This is a genomic window from Alteromonas sp. H02 (assembly GCF_059682525.1).
Genome location: NZ_CM185021.1, coordinates 144,174 through 165,768, shown reverse-complemented (window position 1 = coordinate 165,768; position 21,595 = coordinate 144,174). Strand labels below are relative to the sequence as shown.

The 21,595-nt window shown below is 49.8% G+C and carries 18 protein-coding genes; 7 read left to right on the top strand and 11 right to left on the bottom strand.

Annotated features, from left to right (window positions below; translation table 11 throughout):
- Nucleotides 1-59 precede the first annotated feature (59 nt).
- A complete protein-coding gene (locus tag AC566Q_RS00735; protein WP_499612726.1) occupies nt 60-1,328 on the top strand; it encodes a patatin-like phospholipase family protein in 1,269 nt (422 codons plus the stop codon).
- 36 nt (nt 1,329-1,364) lie between these two features.
- On the opposite strand, the gene AC566Q_RS00730 is transcribed toward AC566Q_RS00735, so the two are convergent.
- The 3 genes from AC566Q_RS00730 to AC566Q_RS00720 form a co-directional block, all read right to left on the bottom strand.
- Nucleotides 1,365-4,919, bottom strand: a complete 3,555-nt coding sequence (locus tag AC566Q_RS00730) for an ABC transporter permease/M1 family aminopeptidase (RefSeq protein ID WP_499612724.1) — start codon at nt 4,917-4,919, stop codon at nt 1,365-1,367.
- 11 nt (nt 4,920-4,930) lie between these two features.
- Nucleotides 4,931-5,818, bottom strand: coding sequence for an ABC transporter ATP-binding protein (locus AC566Q_RS00725; RefSeq protein WP_105933371.1), 888 nt, complete (start codon nt 5,816-5,818; stop codon nt 4,931-4,933).
- A gap of 97 nt (nt 5,819-5,915) precedes the next feature.
- Nucleotides 5,916-6,773, bottom strand: a complete 858-nt coding sequence (locus tag AC566Q_RS00720; RefSeq protein ID WP_105933372.1) for a class II glutamine amidotransferase — start codon at nt 6,771-6,773, stop codon at nt 5,916-5,918.
- A 396-nt stretch (nt 6,774-7,169) separates the two neighbouring features.
- Between AC566Q_RS00720 and AC566Q_RS00715 the strand changes: the two genes are divergently transcribed.
- The 3 genes from AC566Q_RS00715 (at nt 7,170) to AC566Q_RS00705 (ending at nt 10,169) form a co-directional block, all read left to right on the top strand.
- The gene (locus AC566Q_RS00715) at nt 7,170-8,138 is read left to right on the top strand and encodes a GGDEF domain-containing protein (protein ID WP_105933373.1); all 969 of its coding nucleotides are present in this window, start codon (nt 7,170-7,172) and stop codon (nt 8,136-8,138) included.
- A gap of 135 nt (nt 8,139-8,273) precedes the next feature.
- On the top strand, nt 8,274-9,170 hold the full coding sequence (locus AC566Q_RS00710) for a tetratricopeptide repeat protein (RefSeq protein WP_105933374.1): 897 nt from the start codon (nt 8,274-8,276) through the stop codon (nt 9,168-9,170).
- 126 nt (nt 9,171-9,296) lie between these two features.
- The gene (locus tag AC566Q_RS00705) at nt 9,297-10,169 is read left to right on the top strand and encodes a dioxygenase family protein (RefSeq protein ID WP_105933375.1); all 873 of its coding nucleotides are present in this window, start codon (nt 9,297-9,299) and stop codon (nt 10,167-10,169) included.
- An 8-nt stretch (nt 10,170-10,177) separates the two neighbouring features.
- Here AC566Q_RS00705 and AC566Q_RS00700 read toward each other — a convergent pair whose 3' ends face one another.
- On the bottom strand, nt 10,178-11,347 hold the full coding sequence (locus tag AC566Q_RS00700) for an MFS transporter (RefSeq protein WP_105933376.1): 1,170 nt from the start codon (nt 11,345-11,347) through the stop codon (nt 10,178-10,180).
- A 291-nt stretch (nt 11,348-11,638) separates the two neighbouring features.
- Here AC566Q_RS00700 and AC566Q_RS00695 point away from each other — a divergent pair, with 291 nt between their 5' ends.
- Nucleotides 11,639-12,646 carry a LacI family DNA-binding transcriptional regulator gene (locus AC566Q_RS00695; RefSeq protein WP_105933377.1) on the top strand — a complete coding sequence of 336 codons (1,008 nt, stop codon included), beginning with the start codon at nt 11,639-11,641 and terminating at the stop codon, nt 12,644-12,646.
- A 66-nt stretch (nt 12,647-12,712) separates the two neighbouring features.
- Here AC566Q_RS00695 and AC566Q_RS00690 read toward each other — a convergent pair whose 3' ends face one another.
- On the bottom strand, nt 12,713-13,735 hold the full coding sequence (locus AC566Q_RS00690; RefSeq protein WP_123325323.1) for a 1-aminocyclopropane-1-carboxylate deaminase: 1,023 nt from the start codon (nt 13,733-13,735) through the stop codon (nt 12,713-12,715).
- Between the two features lie 162 nt (nt 13,736-13,897).
- On the opposite strand from AC566Q_RS00690, the gene AC566Q_RS00685 reads away from it, so the two are divergent.
- Nucleotides 13,898-14,431, top strand: a complete 534-nt coding sequence (locus tag AC566Q_RS00685) for a helix-turn-helix domain-containing protein (RefSeq protein ID WP_499612720.1) — start codon at nt 13,898-13,900, stop codon at nt 14,429-14,431.
- Between the two features lie 55 nt (nt 14,432-14,486).
- On the opposite strand, the gene AC566Q_RS00680 is transcribed toward AC566Q_RS00685, so the two are convergent.
- The 5 genes from AC566Q_RS00680 to AC566Q_RS00660 form a co-directional block, all read right to left on the bottom strand.
- Nucleotides 14,487-15,323, bottom strand: coding sequence for a sulfotransferase family protein (locus AC566Q_RS00680; RefSeq protein ID WP_499612718.1), 837 nt, complete (start codon nt 15,321-15,323; stop codon nt 14,487-14,489).
- A gap of 126 nt (nt 15,324-15,449) precedes the next feature.
- Nucleotides 15,450-16,760 (bottom strand): short-chain fatty acid transporter, encoded by a 1,311-nt coding sequence (locus AC566Q_RS00675; RefSeq protein ID WP_499612716.1) that lies wholly within the window; start codon nt 16,758-16,760, stop codon nt 15,450-15,452.
- A 151-nt stretch (nt 16,761-16,911) separates the two neighbouring features.
- Complete coding sequence (locus AC566Q_RS00670; protein ID WP_499612714.1) at nt 16,912-17,304, bottom strand: carboxymuconolactone decarboxylase family protein; 393 nt, start codon at nt 17,302-17,304, stop codon at nt 16,912-16,914.
- Entirely contained in the window at nt 17,301-18,716 is a 1,416-nt protein-coding gene (locus AC566Q_RS00665) for an MATE family efflux transporter (protein WP_499612712.1), read from the bottom strand. The genes AC566Q_RS00670 and AC566Q_RS00665 overlap by 4 nt, the downstream gene beginning before the upstream one ends.
- On the bottom strand, nt 18,700-19,275 hold the full coding sequence (locus tag AC566Q_RS00660) for a DUF2239 family protein (RefSeq protein WP_499612710.1): 576 nt from the start codon (nt 19,273-19,275) through the stop codon (nt 18,700-18,702). The genes AC566Q_RS00665 and AC566Q_RS00660 overlap by 17 nt, the downstream gene beginning before the upstream one ends.
- A 296-nt stretch (nt 19,276-19,571) precedes the next feature.
- On the opposite strand from AC566Q_RS00660, the gene AC566Q_RS00655 reads away from it, so the two are divergent.
- A complete protein-coding gene (locus tag AC566Q_RS00655) occupies nt 19,572-20,558 on the top strand; it encodes a Kelch repeat-containing protein (RefSeq protein WP_499612708.1) in 987 nt (328 codons plus the stop codon).
- 20 nt (nt 20,559-20,578) lie between these two features.
- Here the strand turns inward: AC566Q_RS00655 and arsB are convergent, their stop codons facing one another.
- The gene (gene arsB / locus AC566Q_RS00650; protein ID WP_499612706.1) at nt 20,579-21,595 is read right to left on the bottom strand and encodes an ACR3 family arsenite efflux transporter; all 1,017 of its coding nucleotides are present in this window, start codon (nt 21,593-21,595) and stop codon (nt 20,579-20,581) included.

Sequence of the window (21,595 nt, the reverse complement as noted above, 5' to 3'; positions counted from 1 at the left end):
GTTCACTTTTTAATCATACGACGCTACCCTGACGGCAGTCTTTGCAAAGGATGCCGACAATGAGCCAGCTTCAACCTGATTACTTTACCGCAGACAGTGAAGTGCAATCACTGGTCAATCAACTCCAGCAACTGCGCACCAAGCGCGTGTCCGATATCGTCGATGAAGCGGGTCACCAGTATATCGACCTGGTGATGGAAGGTGGCGGCGTGTTGGGTTTGTCACTGGTTGGCTATACCTACGGCCTGGAGGCAGCCGGTATACGTTTTCGCTCGGTGGCCGGCACTTCAGCAGGTGCCATTAATGCCTTGCTGGTGAAGGCGCTCGGCACGCCATTTGACGCAAAAAGCGAAAAGATGATTGCCGCTGTGGCCAATATGCCCATGGCCAGCTTTCAGGATGGCAACAAACTGAGCCGCCTGGCAACAGAGGCCTGGCTGGCCGGTAAACACTGGTTGTGGAAGTATTCTGTTTCGCTCGCTATCCTGCGCTCTTTACTAAAACACCTTGGTCTTAACCCCGGCACCACTTTTCACCAATGGCTTAAAGATATTCTGGCCGAAAATCACAGTGATTCATGGCAGGCCTTAAAGCAACAAATGAATACCCAGATACCGGGCCTGCGCTTTGACCCGGTGTCATTACCTAACAACATTGAGGTTCCGGACCCGGCCCCATTTGACCCGCAAAATTGGCAGGTAGAATTAAAAGTCGTTACCGCTGAACTCTCCAGTACCACCAAGATTGTGCTTCCCGAGCGGGATGGAAAGCTGTTTTATACCGATCTGGATCAGGCCAACCCCGCCGACTTTGCCCGGGCATCCATGTCAGTACCGGTTTTCTTTTATCCGTTTAAGGTACCGGTACCCAAAACGCAATCGGTAACCGATGCCTGGCAGGCGCTGGGTTATAAAAAGAAATCTATGCCCGACACTGCGGTGTTTGTTGACGGCGGATTAATTTCTAACTTTCCTATCAACCTTTTCCATACCACCCATTCGGTCCCTAAAATGCCGACGTTTGGTGCCAAGCTTGGCATTGAAGAGTATGTTGCAGGAAACATTGATGGTATTAAGCCCTACCTGGGTTCATTGATCGGCGCTATGCGCCACGACGCGGATGAAGAGTTTATCCGTAAAAACCCCGACTACAAAAAGCTGGTAAAAAGCATCGATACCGGTGAGCATCACTGGCTGGATTTTGAGTTGTCGAATGAAGCGAAACTCGACCTGTTCAAACGCGGTCTGGCCGCTTCGCTGGAGTTTTTAAATAACTTTGACTGGCCGGAATATAAAAAGACCCGCCTGACACTGGCGGGTCTTAAATAACGGCGGTAACCGGCTCATCCGAGCCGGCACTCGCAGTTAAAGCCGTTTCACATTATCCCCGCTGTCACGGTCGATCAGTTTAACAAACGGGTCAACACCCACATACAGCGGCTTTTCAGCCACAGTGACGGTGATGGTATTTTCGCCGCTGACAATTTTGTGTTTGGCTTTGTAGAGCACCTGGCTGTCATCGGTGAGTATCGACGGATCACTGTTAAACACGCCAATATCCACCCACTCCTCAAGTGGCTGTTCGGTTTCCATGCCCTGGCCGTCAGCGGCATATTTTGCGCCACTCACGGTAATGGTCACCTCATAGCCCTCTTCTAACGGCACCGTTTCTACTTCGTCCACTTTCAAGTCATACAAAGTGATTTGCTCGAAGATATCGGCAATAAACGCCTGCTCTTCCGGTGTGGCCTGCGCGTTCAGCGCAGCCTGTAAATCCAACGTAGTCGGGTAGGGATCTGACTTAAAGCGGAAGTCTGACATTAACTGTTCAAGCGCCGCATTGAGTCGTTCTTCGCCTAACCGGTCGAGAATCGACATCATTACCACAGAGCCTTTACGGTAGTGAATATACTGCTGGTTTTCACTGCGCATAAACGGCATTTCCTCTAGCAGCTCGCTACTGCGGCCACGTAAGTAGCGGTCCAGTTCATAGGTCAGGAACTTACGGATCATGTTTTCGCCATAGCGCTTCTGCAGCACCATAATGGCACTATACTGAGACAGACTTTCCGACAGGATTGCACTGCCCTGCACATCGGCAGCGCCAAGCTGATGCCCCCACCACTGGTGAGCCACTTCGTGGGCGGTAACATAATAAACATAATCAATGTCTTCACTGTTACGCAAATCGGCAGTAAAGCCAATCACCTCAGAATAAGGCACCGTATTGGCAAAACTCTGCGCAAATGAGCGATAACCTGGAAATTCAATAATGCGCATCTGTTTATGCTGATAAGGGCCAAACTCGGCTTCAAAGTAATCCAGTGAGTCCTTCACACTCTGGATCATGATATCCACGTTCCAGGCATGTTTTGGATCGTAATACACTTCAATATTCACGCCGTTATGCTCGTCACGCTTGACCTCGTGGCGGGCAGACAGGAAGGAATAAAAAGCCACCATCGGCGCATCCATTTTGTAATGGAAGTAACGGCGGTCGTTCTCGGTCCATTCTTTTTGCAGGTATCCCGGCGCAATGGCAATTTGATCGGCAGACGTTGAAATCGTGGTTTCAAACTCTATGAACCCGACGCCCGGGCCAAAGAAGCTTTGCGCGTACTTGCTGGCATCTTCCAGTTTATTTGCGCGCGGACGCTCAGGGAGATCCCGCTTACGGCGCTCATGCCGATCGCTAATCAACAGGTCGCCACGGAAGCCGAATATCGGGAACAGCTCATAGTTATTAATGAAAGTGCCGTTTTCTGCCACCATCAGATCGAATCCGCGATCTTTAAAGCCCGAATGGTCGCGCACTACCGAAACACTGCCAGCCAGTTCATCGCCAGGCATCATCGGTTCATCAAACTCCAGCCAGGCAGAGTTAAACTCGTCGATGATTTCCACCACTTTGGCACCTGGGATGTCAATATGCCAATCCGGTGTATGACGTGGAACAGACACCAGCGCCCGGGTAATCGGTGTATCCCGTTTGTTCTCAACGACTACCTCGGCGGTGGCTTCTATGCGTCGCTCTTCAGGATAAATATCCACCAAAGCATTGGCTTTGGTAACAATCGGAATATTAGCGTCTTCGTATTGCACGAACTGACGCTCATATTCCGCCTGACGATCAAGCCCTTCATCGCGGCCAGTAAACTCATTCAGCACTTTGGTGTTGTAGTGAATATACCCACCTGTGGCAATAAACACTATCAGGCTGGCGGCCAGCAGACCTTTACCGGTGTTGCCCATCTGATAACCGAGCAGCTTGAAACGGTCTTTAAGCTTGCTTTCCGGACCGCGCTGCCAAAGCCCATAGCCAATCACAGACAATGCCAGACTCAGCGCGCCCCAGTACAACATGTACCAGTTAAATCCGGTTAAGAACCAGCCGTAACCATTGAGATCGGAATACAATACCTGCGGTGCGTTACCGAACGTCCACATATTGTGTTCTACACCTAACTGACTCATCACCAGGGTTGAAATAAGGTAAGCGGAAGTGATCAACATACCCATGTACTTATTCGGGCTCAGTACCTGAATAAAGAATGCCAGCACGGTAACCCACATCCAGGGTAACAGCTCAACATAAAACAGCTCGGTGATATACAACCCCAACTCCAGGTTGGTATAGCCTTTGGTTAGCTGGAAGAAAATGGTAAACAGCATGCCGATAACATACAGAACAGCCAGCACAGCCCACATAGAAAACAACTTGGAGACCCAGAATACCGCATTAAATACCGGGGTAGACTCGATAATGTCGCCCATGCCGCTGCCACGCTCGCGCCAGACAATCTCACCACTGTAATAAATCACTACAATCATCATGGTGAGACCAAAATTATCCACAATGGCCTGGGTCATGTTCTGCGTGAGTGGCCAGTTATCCGTGCCATACAGACCACCATAGGCCACCGCGTAAAGCGAAGTCAGGTTAAAGATACTGAACAGCACCAACACAATCATCGCCGGGCTCAACAGCACCTGGCGCATTTCGAACCCAAGGTTGGTGACAAATTTGCTCCATTGATAACCGCCACTGGCTTTAAAGCTAATGCGGTTACCTTCTGGCGCTGGCACTCTGGATGCCTTGGAAGGTTTAACTTTTTTACTGCCCTGTTGCCACTTGAAGGAAAAGATACCACCAAAGGCAAGCAGAATAACCGCACCAATGCCCAGCCAGATAAGGCGATTCTGCAGTAATACGCCATCCAGGGTGATGGCGGTTACGTTTTTATCAAACACGGTCCAGTAACGGCTGATTTCCCCAAAGGTACGCAGTGCAAAGGGGTCGAGCAACGCCGCAATCTCCCGATACTCGGGCTCGCTGGTGATTACGCCACCCACCACGTACACAATAAAGATACCCAATGCCGTGAGGTAGGCTGCCATCATCGAGCGTACGCGCTGCGCCAGAGCAAAGAAAATCATCCCGAGGGATAAAAAGCCCGGCACAATAATGTAGAAAAAGGGCGCTAAGTAGAAACTCAGCTGCGTAGCACCAATGCGCTCAGGATCGACCCATGGCATTAATGAGCCAATCAGTACACCAAGCGGCACTGCCGCAAATACCGTTAGCGTTACCAGTGTTGAGCCCAGGAAGCGGCCCAACTGGTATTTGGCCGGATTTACCGGGCGGGTATAAACCAGCTCACTCATTTTAGTAGTGTGGTTACGGGTTGCCGTCCCCGCAATAAAGTTAACCAGTAAGAAGAGCGCGAAAACGCCCATCACCAATACGGTTTGAGCGATTGCATAGCTGCCGTTATACAACACATTACCGCCACCACCAATGCGCACGCTGTCGGTAGTAGTTGCCATAAAAGGCAGTAAAAAGAACACCAGAGCGGTTACCGTAAATGACGGCTGACGCAGGAAATAGCGCCATTCAAAAGCCAGGCTTTTCCAAAACATAGTAACGCTCCTTATGCGGCCTGGGCTGATTTTTTACGTGATTCATAAAGGGTGGAGAAGTACACGTCCTCAAGATTCGCCGGCGCCGCCTCAAAGCCTTCGGGCGCGTCATCGGCCATAATATGCACCACATGTTTACCGGCAATCAGCCGCGAAGAGATCAGGCTGTACTGTTGTTCAATTTCCTTAAGCTCTTCCTGACTAACCTGCTTACACCAGATCCGGCCTTTAAGCTGATATGTTAATTCAATGGGGTTTCCTTCAAGGAGGATTTGCCCTTGGCCAAGTACCGCCATGTTAGGGCACAGCTCAGACACATCATCAACAATATGGGTAGAAAGGATAATCACCTTTTCTTCCCCCAGACTCACCAACAGGTTATGAAAGCGGTTGCGCTCCTCCGGATCCAAACCGGCGGTGGGCTCATCCACAATAATCAAATCCGGGTCACCCAGTAATGCCTGGGCTATACCAAACCGCTGACGCATCCCCCCCGAATAACCACTAACGGCCTTATCTCTGTGCTGCCAGAGATTAGTGTGTACCAACAAACCTTCTACTGCTTCTTTACGCTCGGCTTTATTGTTTAAGCCCTTGAGGACGGCCAGATGATCGAGCAGACGTTCGGCGCTGATCCGCGGATATACGCCAAAATCCTGTGGCAGATAACCTAATCGCTGCCGCAGCTCATTCGGTTGAGCAATGACATCGGTACCGTCGAAGACAATACTGCCCTGGTCGGGCGCCTGCAGGGTGGCGATGGTTCGCATTAAAGAAGATTTACCTGCGCCGTTTGGCCCTAACAGGCCAAACATCCCCTTGGGAATATTAAGATTGATACCGTCCAGCGCACGTACGCCGTTAGAGTAGGTTTTGGTAAGTTGAGTGATTGAGAGCATGGCCTTTCCGTCTGCTTATAATTGTGTGATTTTCACACTACCCTATTAAGCTGACCAGGTAAGCTCTAAATTTGTAACGATTTATAACACTCTTGCTTCATCTTTGTCCGGGCCGGGGTTCACAATCGCTGGGCATATTTTTGGGGCTGGTCAGCGCCGCCTCTGTGGAATGCACCGGCACCTCAACTTTGCCACTGGCAACTACCTCACCAAGCTGCCACAAACGCCATTCGCCACGTTCGTAAACATCCCATTGCTCGTCACTGGTAAGTGGTTCGGTGGCAATCACACTGACCACATCTTTTGGCGTGGTTTCTGCCGCAAAATCAATCTCTACTTCCACGTCTTTCAGACAGGCAGGACCAAACGGCGCACGCCGGGTAATACTGGCCAGCTTGGTACTGCAAAAGGTAAACAACCAGTCGCCGTTGCTCAGCAAGCAGTTGAACACTCCCTGGCGCGCATACTCCTGGGCCAGCCCAACCAAAACCTGGGTGAGTTGTTCAGGCATGGCATCCCGGGGCAGACTATGACGCACCTGGTTCATGATGTCGCAGAACAGCTCTTCACTATCGGTATCACCAATGGCTTCGTACATACCTACCCGCCGGAAAAAGCCCGGGATCTGGCCATTGTGCGCAAATACCCAGTTGCGCCCCCATAGTTCACGAACAAAAGGATGGGTATTGGCCAGGTTAATATTGCCTACATTGGCCTGACGAATATGACAGATAGCGGTTTTACTCTTAATCGGCAGTTTGCCAACAAACTCAGCGATGGGTGAGGTGGCACACGGCTCAGGATCGTGAAATAACCGAACGCCTTTACCTTCATAGAAAGCGACTCCCCAACCATCCTTGTGCGGCCCGGTTCCTCCACCACGGCGCGTTAGCCCGGTAAAGCTAAAACACAAATCAGTGGGCGTATTGGCACTCATGCCGAGCAATTCACACATTGGCTAACCTCAAAATAAACGGATATGCGGGAAGAATAATCACTGACACCGGGGGATTCAACTTTCTAAGAAACTTATTCTGCGACACCACACAAAGAGAGCAGCGCCAGCCACTCATTAACCAACTAAAATACTCACATAGAAAAAAGTAAATCACTGTTTACTATAAGTTTTTAACAAAAAGCTCTCAAAAGGTTAATTTGACACACTTTTTCGCCAACTTATACTATTTTAGTCTGGATGCCGGAGTCGCTATTGCGGTAAGCTAGCAGATAATATTCAGGTCAACAGAATAAACAGCCCCGTTAATTCAGTTTGTATCACCCTAACAATAGCGCAGCCGACATTAAACACTAAAGATGTTGCTTCGCAGACTAAAGCGATAATAAAAATCAGATGACCTTTCCAGACCTCACCAGAGCTTTTGAACTGTCTTCCAGATTACTGGAAGCCAAAACATTTCACGATCTGAATGTCGTGCTAATGAATACATTGCTTGAAATCGACACCATCGAAAAGGTCTCTTCCTACGAAATTCTGGGCCGGAACTACCGTGACGAACGGACGCCAGAGCCACTCATTCGCAAATTCCCCCTGTCGCTGGCAGAAGACTTCAAAGACGAGTTCACCGATATCGTGCGTGACATCAGCCTGCATGGTGAAACCGGTGTGTCTTTCCTGACCTGTGACCGGCAGGAGTACATTTATATTTACGTCAATCGCGGCGAACCGCCTGAAAAGCTGGTGTTGATAAAAGGGGTTGTGGACGAATACAACCTGGAGGTGGTGCGCGGTCTGGCGAAGATTTACGATCATCAGATTCGTCTGTTCGATACCAAGGAACGGGATATTCTTACCCGTCTGAACAACCGCCAGACCCTCAGCAGCACGTTTGAACAGGTGCTCGACTTTTATCGCAATAATGCCAACAACGAACTCAATTCCTATATCGCACTGCTCGATATTGACCATTTCAAAACCATAAACGATAAATTTGGTCACCTGTACGGCGACGAGGTATTAATCCACTTCGCGAACATTATGCGCACCACCTTCCGCCATTCCGACTTTTTGTTCCGCTATGGTGGTGAAGAGTTTCTGGTGATCATTAACCAAACCGATGAAAACGGGGCGCTGGCGGTGCTGGAACGATTCCGCCTGGCAGTTGAGAATTATGAGTTTCCCTCAGGTAACGTTACCGTGAGTATTGGTTGTACGCCAATCAATACAGAACAAGCCGTGCCGCTGATGATCGAAGTTGCAGACGAAGCGCTGTACCTTTCAAAATCAAATGGCCGGAACCAGACCAATATTCTCGAGCGCTCAGCAAAACAGTTTGTTGATAACGATATAGAGTTTTTCTAGGCCGATTCTGAACTCAATTTCAGCAGTCAGGTCTGAAGCTAGGCATTTTTAAACGGAAAGTGACTTTTGGCACTGTTTACCAACCCAGGCTAAACAGTACCCTGAGTCCGATTAACACGACAGGGAATATAACTGATGCCACGTAAACTCACCCTTTTGCTGCTAGCCGGCGGCATATTGACGACTAATTTAACCCTCGCCGATACACCAGCAGATAAGATTGATACCTTACTGGAGCAGGCGCAAACCTTGCTGGGCTCTGACATCGACGATGCTGAAGATAAAATTGAAGAAGCGCTCGAACTAGCCCCCAAACGCGCCGATGTGCAGTTTTTGTGTGGCCAGGTGATGGGTATTCAGGCCAGCCAGTCAATTTTCTCCGCCCTCAGCTATGCCGGTAAATCCCTCGATTGCTTTAAACAGGCGGCCCTACTCGAACCACAGAACACCGATTATAAGTTTGGCCTGATGATGTTTTATCTGGGCGCGCCGGGCATTGCCGGAGGCGACACGGAGCTGGCCTGGCAACAGGTAAACGATATTGCGGCACTCGATGAACAGGCAGGCATGCGCGCCAAATTAAATTACTACCGTCAGACCGACGACGATAAGGCCTACACGGAGACCATGACCAGCGCCCAACAACGCTACCCCGGCCATGCCGAGTTCTATTACCAGCATGGTCTGGCACTACAGCAACAGGAGCAATACGAGCAAGCGCTGGCGCAATTCACCCAAGCTACCAACGCCCCTATTGACGACGAAGAAGCACACTTTAAGCTAAGTGCCCTGTACCAGATAGGCCGCAACGCGGTATTTAGTAAGCAGTCCGTCCAGCAAGGTATCGAAGCATTGCTGGCGTATGTCGAGGCCGTACCGGCTGACACAGGCCTGCCATCTGAGCAATGGGCACACTTTCGGCTGGCCCAGCTCTACCGTCTTACCAGCGCAACTGATGCGGTAAAACAGCACCTTAAGCTCGCGGCAAGCACCGATGATAAACAATTACAGGACAACATCGACGAATTCTAGGCTCCTATATTCATGGAGATTGCCGCGAATGTAGGTTAACGCTAAGCAATGCAAAGTTATGCAAAGCCTGCAATAACAACAAGATTTTCAGGTCCATTGAGTACGTTAACTCTATGGACTTTTGCTATGACAACAAATCTTCAGCGCCGCCGAATGCTGGTGAAATCAGCGGCGGGTATCACCATTCTGGCGCCCACGTTTTTCTTTATGGGCTGCAACAGTAGCAGCACCTCTCCTTCTGCCGACTTAGCGACAACCGCATCCTCCTCGGGCAGCAATACCGGTGGCTCTTCCAGCAGTGGTGGCAGCGTTGAAACCACCACAGACTGGGCATCCGGCGGAACGGTTTCGATAACGGAATCATTTCCTGATGACAGCTTGTTCGATGCCGGGAGCAGTTGCGCGGTTGAGCTCACAGAGTCACTGACCGAAGGCCCCTGCTATTTTGACAGTGATTATCGCGATGATATTTCGGAGCAACAAACCGGACTGCCAATGATGCTGTGCCTGCAACTGGTTGATAGCAACTGCAATCCGCTGTCAGGTTATGAAATCGAGGTATGGCACTGCGATGTTGACGGGATCTATTCAGGTGATAGCAGCGACAGTGTCGACGGCAATGGCTTTAATTCGTCTTTCTGTACCGGTAACGACAGCGCCGCTCTGGCTGCAAAATGGTTTCGCGGTATTGCCGTCACCGACGCCAGCGGCAGAGTGAATTTTTACAGCTGTTTCCCGGGCTGGTACAGCAGCCGGTCTATTCATATTCATTTCAGAGTCAAAAACAACAATAGCGATCAGCTTATCTCTCAGTTTGGTTTTGATGACGATTTCGTTGATGCCATTTGTTCAACGCATCCCGACTACCTAAATCGTGGCGAACCCGACACTCACAATAGCCGCGATACGGTTTTCGACGGGGATGACGATGAGCTTTTCAATCTTGCGCAGAATACCGATGGCTCTTTACTGGCCTGGAAACGCATTATCATTTCCTGATCCCGTATTCACAAATTGGCAACCGGGGGATCGTTAGCGGGTACCCGACGGTTGCTGCTGAGCAACATATACAAACTGGTAGCGATTAAACACACTGCCAGATACACCGGCAGGCCCTGACTGGTAATGCCGGTATTCGCTGCCAATAACGGGCCCGCTACCGAGCCAATACTATAACTCAGCAGCATAAATTCGGTAGCAGCGACAATTTTAGTAACCGGCAAACCATCACAAGCCAGTGCAATTGCCACCGGGTAAAGAGCAAAGCTGCACGCACCCAGCAACAAATAGCAGCCCATAATGACAGAGAGCTCAGCGGCCCAGGCAATGCCCATTACGCTTAATCCACCCATAGCGCAAAAGCCGGCCATCAGTAAACGTTTGCTGCAACGGGGCGATAAATAGCTTACCAAGGGTTGCACCAGCATACCGCCAAGAATAATCACCGCCATCAGCAACCCGGTCTTGGGCGCATAATCCGTTTGCGCGATGTACAACGGCATAAGGCCGTATACGGGGCCAAGCACTAATCCTGATACCAGGCAGCCCATTATCGCAGGCCGACTAAGTACTTTTAACTCTTTTAGGCGCAGCGGTTCGCACTGGTGCTGATTGGGCTGGCCGGATCTAACCAGCAAGGGCACCATCGCTGCCACAAGCAGCAAGCCAATTACCACTAAATAAGGCAAAGCGCCGTCGATACCTAACGGCTTGATAGCCAGTTGACCTACCGCGGTGCCACCATACAATGAAGTCATATACAGCCCCAAACGTTTAGCTCTGGCTTTGGCGGTATCGGTCATCAGTAACCAGGATTCCACCACCACAAATACGCCGGCTACAGCGATCCCTGCAACCAGCCGCGCTGCCAGCCAGGTAACTTCTCCAGCCCAGACCACCTGCACAGCAACGGTAAGTGTGAGTAACAGAAGAAATATAACAAAGGCAATCCGGTGACCAGTTACCGCCACTATTCTCTGAATGGTAAAAGCACCAATCAACAGGCCCAGATAAAAGATGGAAGCCAGCCATGGTGCTAAATCCGCTGGCAAACCATTGGCTTTGAGCGACAAGGGGATTAGGCTCATTAAAAAGCCGGAAGCCACCGCAAAGAAAGACAATCCTAAAACAGGCACAAGCGGGCTGCCGGACTTATTGCCAGATGCAACATCGAGCATATTAGAATCCATAAGAAAAACTGCGCTACCTAAGAATGAGGTAGTAGAAACTTCAGGGCTAGAATTGGCGGCGAATTTATGCCTGTTTCGAGCGAAAGTAAAGTAAAATCAAGACCTGGATACAATACAAAAACTAATCCAAAACGTCAGCCCTCAAGAGTACTATGGTAACGGACTGACAGGCGTTAGGGATAACAGGGAAACGTGTTTCCCTTGCAGCATTTTAAAATTACCCTCATCATGACGCTAACAAGAAAAAATGCCGTACACCCCTTTAGTAACGGAAGATAAATGATAACCATCAAGGATATTGCCGAAGCAGCAAACGTTTCCCCTGCCACCGTTTCACGGGTAATCAATAATGGTCCGAAGGTGGGCCCGAAAACCCGTGAGCATGTAAAAGCGGTGATGGACAAAATGGGCTATCGGCCCAACATTAACGCACGGGCACTGGTCACCCAAAAAAGCACCTCCCTGGGGCTGGTGCTGGCAGAACTCATGGATCCATTTTTTGCCACCTATGCCGATGCCATTGAAAAAGCGGCACGTAAAGCCAACACGCAACTGTTAATGAGCTCTGGCTCCGTGCAGGCAGATACCGAGCTAAAGGCAATCGAGACATTGCTGAATCACCGGGTAAAAGCCATGGTGGTGCACGCCAAATTTCTTGATGACGACACCCTGATTGAGCTATCCAAACAGGCCCCCGGTTTTGTGCTGATCAACCGTTATATTGACGCTATCAAACATCGCTGTGTATGGCTGGACAATGTCGCCGGCGGGCGAATAATGGCCGAGTATGTACTCAAATTTGGTCACCGTAAAATTGCAGTTATCAGCAGTGATTTCGCCATTGAAGACCGCGAAGGGCGAGAGCAGGGGATCACAGAATCCCTCTCAGAATGGGGAATTGAGTTAAACGATTCGCAGATAGTCCATGCCGCCCCCAACCAGGAAGGCGGTGAAATCGCAATGCGCCAGTTGCTTGCGTCCGGCGCCCGCTTTACGGCAATTCTGGCCTACAACGACGCCATGGCTGCCGGTGCCATCAATACATTATATGACCACAACCTTGAAGTGCCGAAAGACGTTTCTGTGATGGGTTTCGACGATGTGCTACAGGCACAATTCTGTCGCCCAAAGTTAACCACCATGAACTATCCTATTGAATTAATGGCATCCCAGGCGGCCAGTCTGGCGCTGGACTACGCGCAGGGTAAACAACCGGATACGGACGTTACCTATAAATACCTGCCCACCATTGTCGCCAGAAGTTCCGTTGCCAGATGTATCGGATAGTGCCTGCTTTTTATTAGAGGCGAAAACTGTAAGTGCCGCCTCTAATCAATCTAATGGTCTTTCTTGTCAACCATCTTTATAGTGATAGCTGTAGCCGTTCAGTGCCGGCGCACCGCCAAGGTGGGCGTAAAGCACTTTGGAGCCTTCCGGGAAGAAGCCTTTTTTCGTCAGGTCGATAAGACCCTGCATAGACTTTCCTTCATACACCGGATCGGTGATCATCGCTTCAGTCTTCGCCGCCAGTCGAATAGCTTCGTTAGTTTCCTCAGAAGGCACACCGTAAGCAGGATAAGCGTAATCCGGGTTGATGACGATTTCATCCTCTCGTACCTCTCGGCCTAAACCTACCAACTCTGCCGTTTTATTCACAATACTGGTCACCTGCTCACGGGTTTGCTCAACGGTACCCGACGCATCAATACCAATTACAGTATCGGCACGGTCATGGTTGGCGAAACCCACAATCATGCCGCCCTGGGTAGAACCGGTCACAACGCAGACTACAATATAGTCAAACTTAAAGCCCAGTTCTTTTTCCTGAGCGATAACTTCTTCGGCAAAACCAATGTAACCCAGCGCGCCGTATTTATGTACCGAGGCGCCAGCCGGGATCGCATAAGGCTTACCGCCAGCGTCTTCGACCGACTGAATGGCTTTCTGCCAGCTGTCTCTTATACCAATATCAAAGCCGTCATCCACCAGGCGGCTATCGGCGCCCATTAAGCGGGTCAACTGGATATTACCGACCCGGTCGTAAACCGCGTCATAGTGTGGCACCCATTTTTCCTGAACCACCACACACTTCATGCCAATCTTCGCTGCCGTCGCGGCAACCATGCGGGTATGATTAGACTGTACCCCGCCAATTGACACCAGCGTATCGGCGCCACTGGCCAGTGCGTCCGGAACAATGTACTCAAGCTTTCTGAGCTTGTTGCCGCCCAGCGCCAAGCCCGAGTTACAATCCTCACGCTTGGCATAGATATCAACCTTACCGCCAAGCGCCTCACTCAGACGTGGCAAATACTCGATAGGCGTGACCCCAAAAGTAAGCGGGTAACGCTCAAAGTTACTGATCAATGACTTCATAAACCTGTTTCCCAAAAAATGACTGATGCTCACTGCGCCGCCCGTGCTGGCCTTACTGCTCTTTGTAACATTTATCAGACCTGACGCCAGTTGTGCGTTATACTGCACGGCGATAATTCACCATACCACTGTGCGTTATAGCGCACAAATAATTATTTCGTTATGGCAGAACAAGAATTCAAACAACATATCGCACAACACCTAAAAGCATTACGTAAAGCCCAGGGCCTGAGTCTGGACTCGGTAGCCCGCTTAACCGGGGTTTCCAAGGCTATGCTGGGACAGATTGAACGGCAGGAATCCAGCCCGACAATTTCGACTTTGTGGAAAATCGCCAGTGGTTTAAATGCGTCCTTCTCGGCCTTCTTTGCGACCAGCTCAGACGAGAGAACCAGCGACGAAAACTTTCCGGAAGATCCGAACATGAAGGTTAAAGCCATTTTTCCGTATCGTGATGACACGCGAATGGAAGTGATGGAAGTCAGCCTGCTTAATTTTCATGAACAACAATCCGATCCTCACGCGACCGGCGTAATCGAACATGTGCATGTGTTAAATGGCGAACTGTCGGTGTATTTCGATAATACCTGGCATGAGCTACAGGCCGGCCAAAGCCTGCGATTCTTCGCTGATCAACCGCATACCTACAAAGCACGCTCTGAATACACTGTTTTTCACAATATTATTTGCTACTGACGGGAGTAGACGGCCAAGTCACCTATTAATATCTTTGATAGCGGCAGCTTTGTAGCTACTTTTTCCTGTTGCGGCGCGCCTTGCGTAACTGATACTGCAGTTGCAACTCGCCCATGACTTTTTGGTGTAATTCGTAGTAGCTTTTTTCCAGACCACCGATACGGGTATTAAGGTCCGCCATATCAGTGTAATCGAGCTCGGTCATTACGTCCTTGCACACGTTATTTATGATGCCTACCTGGCGGGGTGAAAATGCCGCTTTCCACTTGGATAAGCTCGACTTTTCTATAGGTTTTTGGGTATTCATATTGGAACGGTTCTGACCAAATTCCAATGGTTTTTTATAATACTCAAGCATGCTCTGATCGAAGTCTACGTCCAGAAATTCGCAAATTCTGGATAATGCCTGTTGATTGTTTTCTATCAGATTTTCGTAGGTAAACCATAAGCAGCGATGTTGATGAGCCCGGCAAAAATCCAGTTGTGTGGTGACTTCGTCATGCCAGCGTAAAGCGCCGGTATAAGGCGTAGTACCCAGTCCCCAGGCATTATCAATATAAGAGGCAACCACAGCTCGTGGGTCACGAATTATCACGATAAATTTGCTATCCGGATAATGCTCAGCCAATTCATCCAGGTGTGGCGTTAACATCGGGTCTTTCCAGCCCCACAAAACACCTTCCGACTCCAAGGAATTAACATTAACGGAGTACCGGTCCCGCAGCCGTCCGGTTATTCTGGAGTGCAAAACTTCAGTAGTGTAAGGTTTATCAAAAACACCGTAGGTACCCATTTCATTCTGAATAAATAAGCCGGGATGTGCCGACAACATTCTGGTTAAAAGCGTGGTGCCGGAACGCTGCGTACCAATAATGAAAATGGGTTGCTGCATTGATACAAAGACTCAAAGTAAGAAGTGGTTATATCTTGCTTTAAGATAGCGGGCACTGCAAGTTACATGAAGACTTTCAGGAATGGCCCGTAAAGAGCTTAAATCTATCACCCGCAGATAACCGAGTTATAATATCATTAGCGCTGTGCTGATGATGATACCCGTGATAATCAACTGTACAAGACAAAAGCCCATGATGTCTTTGGCTTTTAACCCCGCAATCGCCAGCACTGGCAGTGCCCAGAAGGGCTGAATAAGGTTTGTCCAGGCATCACCCCAGGCAACCGCCATGGCCACCTTGCTAACGTCGGCGCCCAGTTCGATTGCGGCCGGCAGCACAACCGGTGCCTGGACCGCCCACTGGCCGCCACCAGACGGAATTAATACATTAACAATTCCTGCACTTAAAAAGCTGTAAAGCGCCAAAGTATTGGCAGTTGCAGCACTAATTAGCCATTCGGATAAATCCGTGGCCAGGCCCGACTGAACCATCACAGCCATAATCCCTGCGTAGAATGGAAACTGTAATACAATACCTCCTGCGCCCTGAATGGCCTGGTGCAGGCTGTACAGCAGGCGGTCAGGTGTGCCATGTAATATGATAGCCAGAAATAAGAATAAAAAATTAATAATATTCAGGTTAAGCGTGCCGCCATCACTAAAATATAAGGCAAGGTAAGCTATGCCCGCTACGCCTGCCAGTATGGCAAGTAACGGGTTGCGCTCAAACTTCTCTGCCGGGCGCAACTGAGCAGAAGGTTGCGACGGAAAAGCCTCCTCCAGTCGCTTAGGAACAACAAAAACGCAATCATTTTGTGCTGGCATCATTGCTCTGTTTACGGCCGGCATGATCACAACCATGATCGCCAGTAATATTAAATTCAATGGCGAAAATATGGTGTCGCTGGTGCCGATAACACCAATCAGATCTTCAGTAAAATGGCCCGTAGTCGCAATGGTCAAAGGAACCGAGCCGGCAAGCCCGCCATGCCACACGACAAAGCCCGAGTAGGCACTGGCAACCAGTAAGCGATAATCCACTTCAATTCGCCGCGCAATAGCTTTGGCAAATAAGGCTCCAACCACCAGGCCAAATCCCCAGTTAAGCCAGCTTGCCAACATGGATATCAGCGTTACCAGGATAATGGCTTTACCGGGCGTGGCAGCCAGACGAGCAAGGTTATTCAGTGCCTTCTTCACCACCACAGTGCTAGCCAGCATATGGCCTGACACCAGAACTAATAACATTTGCATGGAGAATGTTAGCAGACTCCAAAACCCTCCCCCCCAGTATTCTATAACCAGGGTGACCGGTTGTTTTTGTACCACCACTGCCGACCCCATAACCAAAAGGGTTAACGCTAAAACAAAAACGAAAGGATCGGGAAGGTATTTTTCAACCAGATTGACAAAAGGTTTGGCGGCGGCGGTTAGCATTGTTAAGTTCCTTTAGGCACTGCTTTTATTTAGTTTATAGATATCACTGTAGTTGCAGATTTAGACACGGGATACTGCGCCTTGACATTCTTGCCGAAAACAAGATAACGACCGAGTCTAAGTCCATTAAACCAACAGCTCTCGATACCCACTATTCATTTTCAGCCTGCCAGACCTCAATAGCTTCTTCGGCAGCGCGAAACGCCTCAATCCCGGCTGGCATGCCACAATACACGGCAGAGTGTAGCAAGACTTCCTGAATTTCCGCCACGCTGCAGCCGTTGCGTAGTGCGCCGCGCACGTGTCCTTTTAATTCTGTATAGGCTTTCAGCGCTGCCAGCGTGGCAATGGTTACCAGGCTGCGGGTTTGCTTATTAATACCGTCGCGCACCCAGGTTTCGCCCCAGGCGTTACGGATCACCATATCCTGCAGTGGCTGGCTGAATTCAGAGGCGTTATTCATAGCCCGGTTAACATGGGCATCGCCCATTACCTCACGCCGTATTTTCAGACCCTGCTGGTAAGTTTCATTATCTTTGCTCATATCGCCTCACTGTTAACTATTGGTGTCTCGTTATTCACCTTATACAATAAACCAAAGCGATGATTGCCCTGTATAGCACGTTGGTACAATATGCCGCCGGTGAGTAACAGGGCAAGAAACTCAGCCGCAGGCCCGGCATACCATATTCCCCATTCTCCCCACATTAACGGCAATACAAATATTAATGGCAGGGCAAAAAGATAGGTTTTGGCAATACTTAATATGCCCGCCCGTCTGGCATCACCGATACTTTGAAAATAAAAGCTGATCAGCATTATCGGACCCAGCAGGAATAACGCAAGGCTCACCACAGGCAGCAATCTGGCTATTTCACTGGTTACTGCCGGATCATCAACAAATAGCAGGCCGATATCGGCGCGCAGCCACCACAGCAACGCTTCGGTTACCACGCCGTAAAGCAGGGCTACACCCACAGCAATACACAAACTGCGATTAGACCGCTGATATTGTTCGGCGCCAACGTTGTTGCCCACAATACTTTGCATGGCCAGGCCTAGCCCTAGTAATGGCAAATAAATAAAGGTCATTACCCGGGTGATCACGCCATAGGCGCTAACTGTAACTTCGTAGCTGTCGGGCAACCACTGCTGCAAACTAAACAAAATCGCTCCCGATGTAAGTGCCACGCCCACGTAAGTCAGGCTTGATGGTGCGCCCAGTGACAAAAACTCACGCCATCGGTTGCGCACCGTCGTTAAAGCAAAAAATGGTAGCCCGAGACGGTTTTTAGCGCTGCGGCGAAAGCCCCACACCGCACACAGAGCAATGATTTGCGCGGCTATGGTGCCATAGGAAGAACCGGCCACACCCAGTTCCAGCAGCACGATAAAGACATAATTCATCACGCCGTTACCCACAGTGGTTAACAGTGAAACCAGCGCGATAAAACCGATATGCCCCTCACTACGCAGACTGTCTGAGGCGACTTCCAGCCAAAATATCAGCGGCGCGCCGAACATGATGATACTCATGTAGGTAAAACTCATTGCTGCCTGCGTCTGATTACCATTGGTACTGGCCAGCGCCAACGCCTGACCGGTCAGGCTGAATACCGTCAACAGTATAACGCTGATCACCAGCGCCAGCGTAAGGGCCTGAGCATAAGCGTTGCGCGCTTCATCGTGCTTACCCGCACCGCTAAGGCGGGCCATCACACTGGCAAAACCACTGGCAATCCAGGTCGACAATGCAATCAGCACCATAAACAATGGAAACATCGCGGTCACCGCCGCCAACGCATCGGCCCCCACAAAGACACCGATAAAATAGGCGTCTACCAGATTCAGCGAACCACTCACTACCATCATCAGAATGATCGGCAACGCGGTTTTCAAAAATACCCGCGTAAGCGGCGGGCTAACGTAAGGGTTGTGGCTAGTTTGTGCCGTCATGGGAGTCATTTCCTATACTTAGCAAGCGGTTAAACTTGTCCTGATATATTGCCTGCAGCGCCTCGGGCCAATTGCCTGTCGCCTGCGTAAAAGCCGCTTCGTCGAGGCGATAAAGTGCCCGGGAGGCTGCCTCAAAGCCGGCTTCATCCTCAAATACACGCATCATGCTGTACAGTTGGTCCTGCTTAATGCGTCGTTCCTGCGCCGGTGTCATGCTGCTCATGGCCGAGTCAATCAGGCGGCGCAAAGTCGTAGAGGCGCCTCCTCGTTGTACCGACAACCACTCCCAGTGCTCTGGGAGTAAGGTGACTTCTTTTGAGATCACGCCAAGCTTAGGACGGCCGCGTTTTTTAGCAGGCGGCACCAGTGCAGCAGGCAGACGCTTAATCACCTCTTCGGCATCGCCGCGCCAGTCGATGTCCACGCGCTTGCCATTGTCCAGATTGTATAAATAAGATTCGGCTTCCGGGAACTGCCTTAGTGCTTCGCGAATAACCGCTGGCAACTCCCCCTGAGCGATCAGCGATTTATTATGTATCGCGATATACGTGCTACTCATGATTTTTTTCCTGATTAATTTTACCGGGGTAAAAATAGCAATTGCTCAACATTAAATCAATATTACCCGGGTAAAATAAGGGTGAAATCTGGCTGGAAATTTCATGCACGCAAAAATAATGGGGTCAGAGAACATTAAATAATGTTCTCTGACCCCATTATTTACCATTATTTATTGAGGCGACTCAACTAGTCCGTTAAGAGACATAAATGAGTACAAGTACGGTCATCTTTATAGACAATGCAACATAAAGCTTATTTAATAACACTCTAAAGCATTTATAAGGATGTAGAGTTATGCTTGTCCATCTGACGATTAAATTTCGTATTTTATTCATAGTTTTACTTTTTATTACAGGGTGCAGCGTCACACCACCCGGTGAACCAATTGGCAATCCAACTGGCAATCCCGTTATCGAGGCTCAAGAGTTTACGCTTAGCGAAGCCCGTTATGGGCATTCCGTTGCCAACGATGGCGAGAAGATCTACGTCTTTGGCGGCACAACCAGTAGTGGCTTTTCCGGCGATATCGAGATTATCGATCCGCAAACCCAAAAGTCACAAATACTCAAAAACAAACTTATCCCAAGACGCTATTTCAGCGCCGTGTGGGACGGCAAAGAGTCGGTTTATATCATTGGCGGTATGAGTCTGGAGGGCCGACGTCCCTTCCTGCAATCGGCTGTTGAAGTATTTAACACCCGCACCCACGAAGTCACCCAAGCCCCATCGCATATCCGTGCCACCCGAATGAACACCGCAGTGTATTTAGACGATAAGATTTACGTATTCGGCGGCGCTACTGCGGGCGCCGGCCTGCGCAAAGGACTTAAACATGTCGCGTGGGTGAGTGTGTATGACACCAGGACACATCAGTGGACCGAGTCAGACGATATGCCGGTAGCCTTTGCCAGCGAGGCTGTTATTTATAATAACGCCATTTATTTAGCCGGTGGCTTTAACGGCAGAAAACAATTCAAAACCTTTTACGAGTTTATGCCCGGCTCATCACAATGGCGCGAACTCACTTCCTTGCCGATTGAAACCAGCGCCCATTGCATGACAATTATCAAGAATAATCTCTACACGTTTGGTAATTACGACGAGCTGGAGCAAACCCTGCGCTATAACTTTGATACAGGGTTTTGGAGCAATGCGAATCTTCCCCTGCTTCCTCGTCGCCATGCTGCCAGTACAACCCTGGGTAACGATATTTATGTTATCGGCGGGACGGTTAGTCGCATCGACCTATACGTAGACAGCGTGCAGGTATTTAGCTTCTGAGGAGGGGCTATGCGCCCCTTTTATACAAACCAATGACGGGTGCGGTTGGCAAACCAGACTAACGACAACATCACCGGCACTTCCACCAAGACGCCCACAACGGTAGCCAGTGCGGCACCAGAATGCAGGCCGAATAACGAAATGGCTACCGCAACCGCCAGCTCAAAGAAGTTAGACGTGCCGATCATGCACGCCGGGGCGGCCACGTTATGGGGCAGTTTAAGCTGCCTGGCAATAAAATAAGCAATGGCAAAAATACCATAGGTCTGTATTAACAGCGGGATAGCAATTAACACAATGGCCTGTGGCTTATCCAGAATAGTGTCTGACTGAAAGCCAAACAGCAACACCACGGTAGCCAGTAAACCAATGATGGACCAGGGCTTCATGGTCGCCAGAAACTGGTTCAGGCGGGCGTGGTCATCGCCCTTGTCGAGCTTTTTACGGGTTATGGCGCCAGCCACCAGCGGGATTAATACGTACAACACCACCGACAAAAATAAGGTATCCCAGGGCACGGTGATATCGGTTACGCCAAGCAGCATGCCGGCGATTGGCGCAAAGGCGAAAATCATAATAACGTCGTTAATCGACACCTGTACCAGGGTGTAGTTCGCATCCCCTTTGGTTAGCTGACTCCACACAAACACCATGGCCGTACAGGGCGCCACGCCTAACAGGATCATCCCGGCAATGTATTCGGTTGCTGTTTGCGGGTCGACCCAGCCGGCAAATAGTCCTTTGAAAAATAACCAGCCCAGCAACGCCATAGTAAACGGTTTAATTAACCAGTTAATGACCAGGGTCAGCGCCAGACCTTTAGGCTTTTTGCCCACGTCTTTTAATGAGGAAAAATCTATTTGCACCATCATCGGGTAGATCATCAGCCAGATAAGCACCGCAATAACCAGGTTAACGTGGGCGTACTCAATACTGGCTATTGCCGCAAACATACCCGGCGCCAGGCTACCCAGCACAATGCCGATAATAATAGCGAGCCCGACCCATACCGATAAATAACGTTCGAACAATCCCAT

Bases quoted from the DNA above. Each gene is read 5' to 3' on its own strand.
- AC566Q_RS00660 (WP_499612710.1), bottom strand. From the start codon at position 19,275: ATGAGTAGCACGTATATCGCGATACATAATAAATCGCTGATCGCTCAG.
- AC566Q_RS00675 (WP_499612716.1), bottom strand. From the start codon at position 16,760: ATGCTAACCGCCGCCGCCAAACCTTTTGTCAATCTGGTTGAAAAATAC.
- AC566Q_RS00680 (WP_499612718.1), bottom strand. From the start codon at position 15,323: ATGCAGCAACCCATTTTCATTATTGGTACGCAGCGTTCCGGCACCACG.
- AC566Q_RS00725 (WP_105933371.1), bottom strand. From the start codon at position 5,818: ATGCTCTCAATCACTCAACTTACCAAAACCTACTCTAACGGCGTACGT.
- AC566Q_RS00730 (WP_499612724.1), bottom strand. From the start codon at position 4,919: ATGTTTTGGAAAAGCCTGGCTTTTGAATGGCGCTATTTCCTGCGTCAG.
- AC566Q_RS00655 (WP_499612708.1), top strand. From the start codon at position 19,572: ATGCTTGTCCATCTGACGATTAAATTTCGTATTTTATTCATAGTTTTA.
- AC566Q_RS00690 (WP_123325323.1), bottom strand. From the start codon at position 13,735: ATGAAGTCATTGATCAGTAACTTTGAGCGTTACCCGCTTACTTTTGGG.
- AC566Q_RS00710 (WP_105933374.1), top strand. From the start codon at position 8,274: ATGCCACGTAAACTCACCCTTTTGCTGCTAGCCGGCGGCATATTGACG.
- AC566Q_RS00685 (WP_499612720.1), top strand. From the start codon at position 13,898: ATGGCAGAACAAGAATTCAAACAACATATCGCACAACACCTAAAAGCA.
- AC566Q_RS00715 (WP_105933373.1), top strand. From the start codon at position 7,170: ATGACCTTTCCAGACCTCACCAGAGCTTTTGAACTGTCTTCCAGATTA.
- AC566Q_RS00695 (WP_105933377.1), top strand. From the start codon at position 11,639: ATGATAACCATCAAGGATATTGCCGAAGCAGCAAACGTTTCCCCTGCC.
- AC566Q_RS00705 (WP_105933375.1), top strand. From the start codon at position 9,297: ATGACAACAAATCTTCAGCGCCGCCGAATGCTGGTGAAATCAGCGGCG.
- AC566Q_RS00720 (WP_105933372.1), bottom strand. From the start codon at position 6,773: ATGTGTGAATTGCTCGGCATGAGTGCCAATACGCCCACTGATTTGTGT.
- AC566Q_RS00670 (WP_499612714.1), bottom strand. From the start codon at position 17,304: ATGAGCAAAGATAATGAAACTTACCAGCAGGGTCTGAAAATACGGCGT.
- arsB (WP_499612706.1), bottom strand. From the start codon at position 21,595: ATGGGATTGTTCGAACGTTATTTATCGGTATGGGTCGGGCTCGCTATT.
- AC566Q_RS00735 (WP_499612726.1), top strand. From the start codon at position 60: ATGAGCCAGCTTCAACCTGATTACTTTACCGCAGACAGTGAAGTGCAA.
- AC566Q_RS00700 (WP_105933376.1), bottom strand. From the start codon at position 11,347: ATGCTCGATGTTGCATCTGGCAATAAGTCCGGCAGCCCGCTTGTGCCT.
- AC566Q_RS00665 (WP_499612712.1), bottom strand. From the start codon at position 18,716: ATGACGGCACAAACTAGCCACAACCCTTACGTTAGCCCGCCGCTTACG.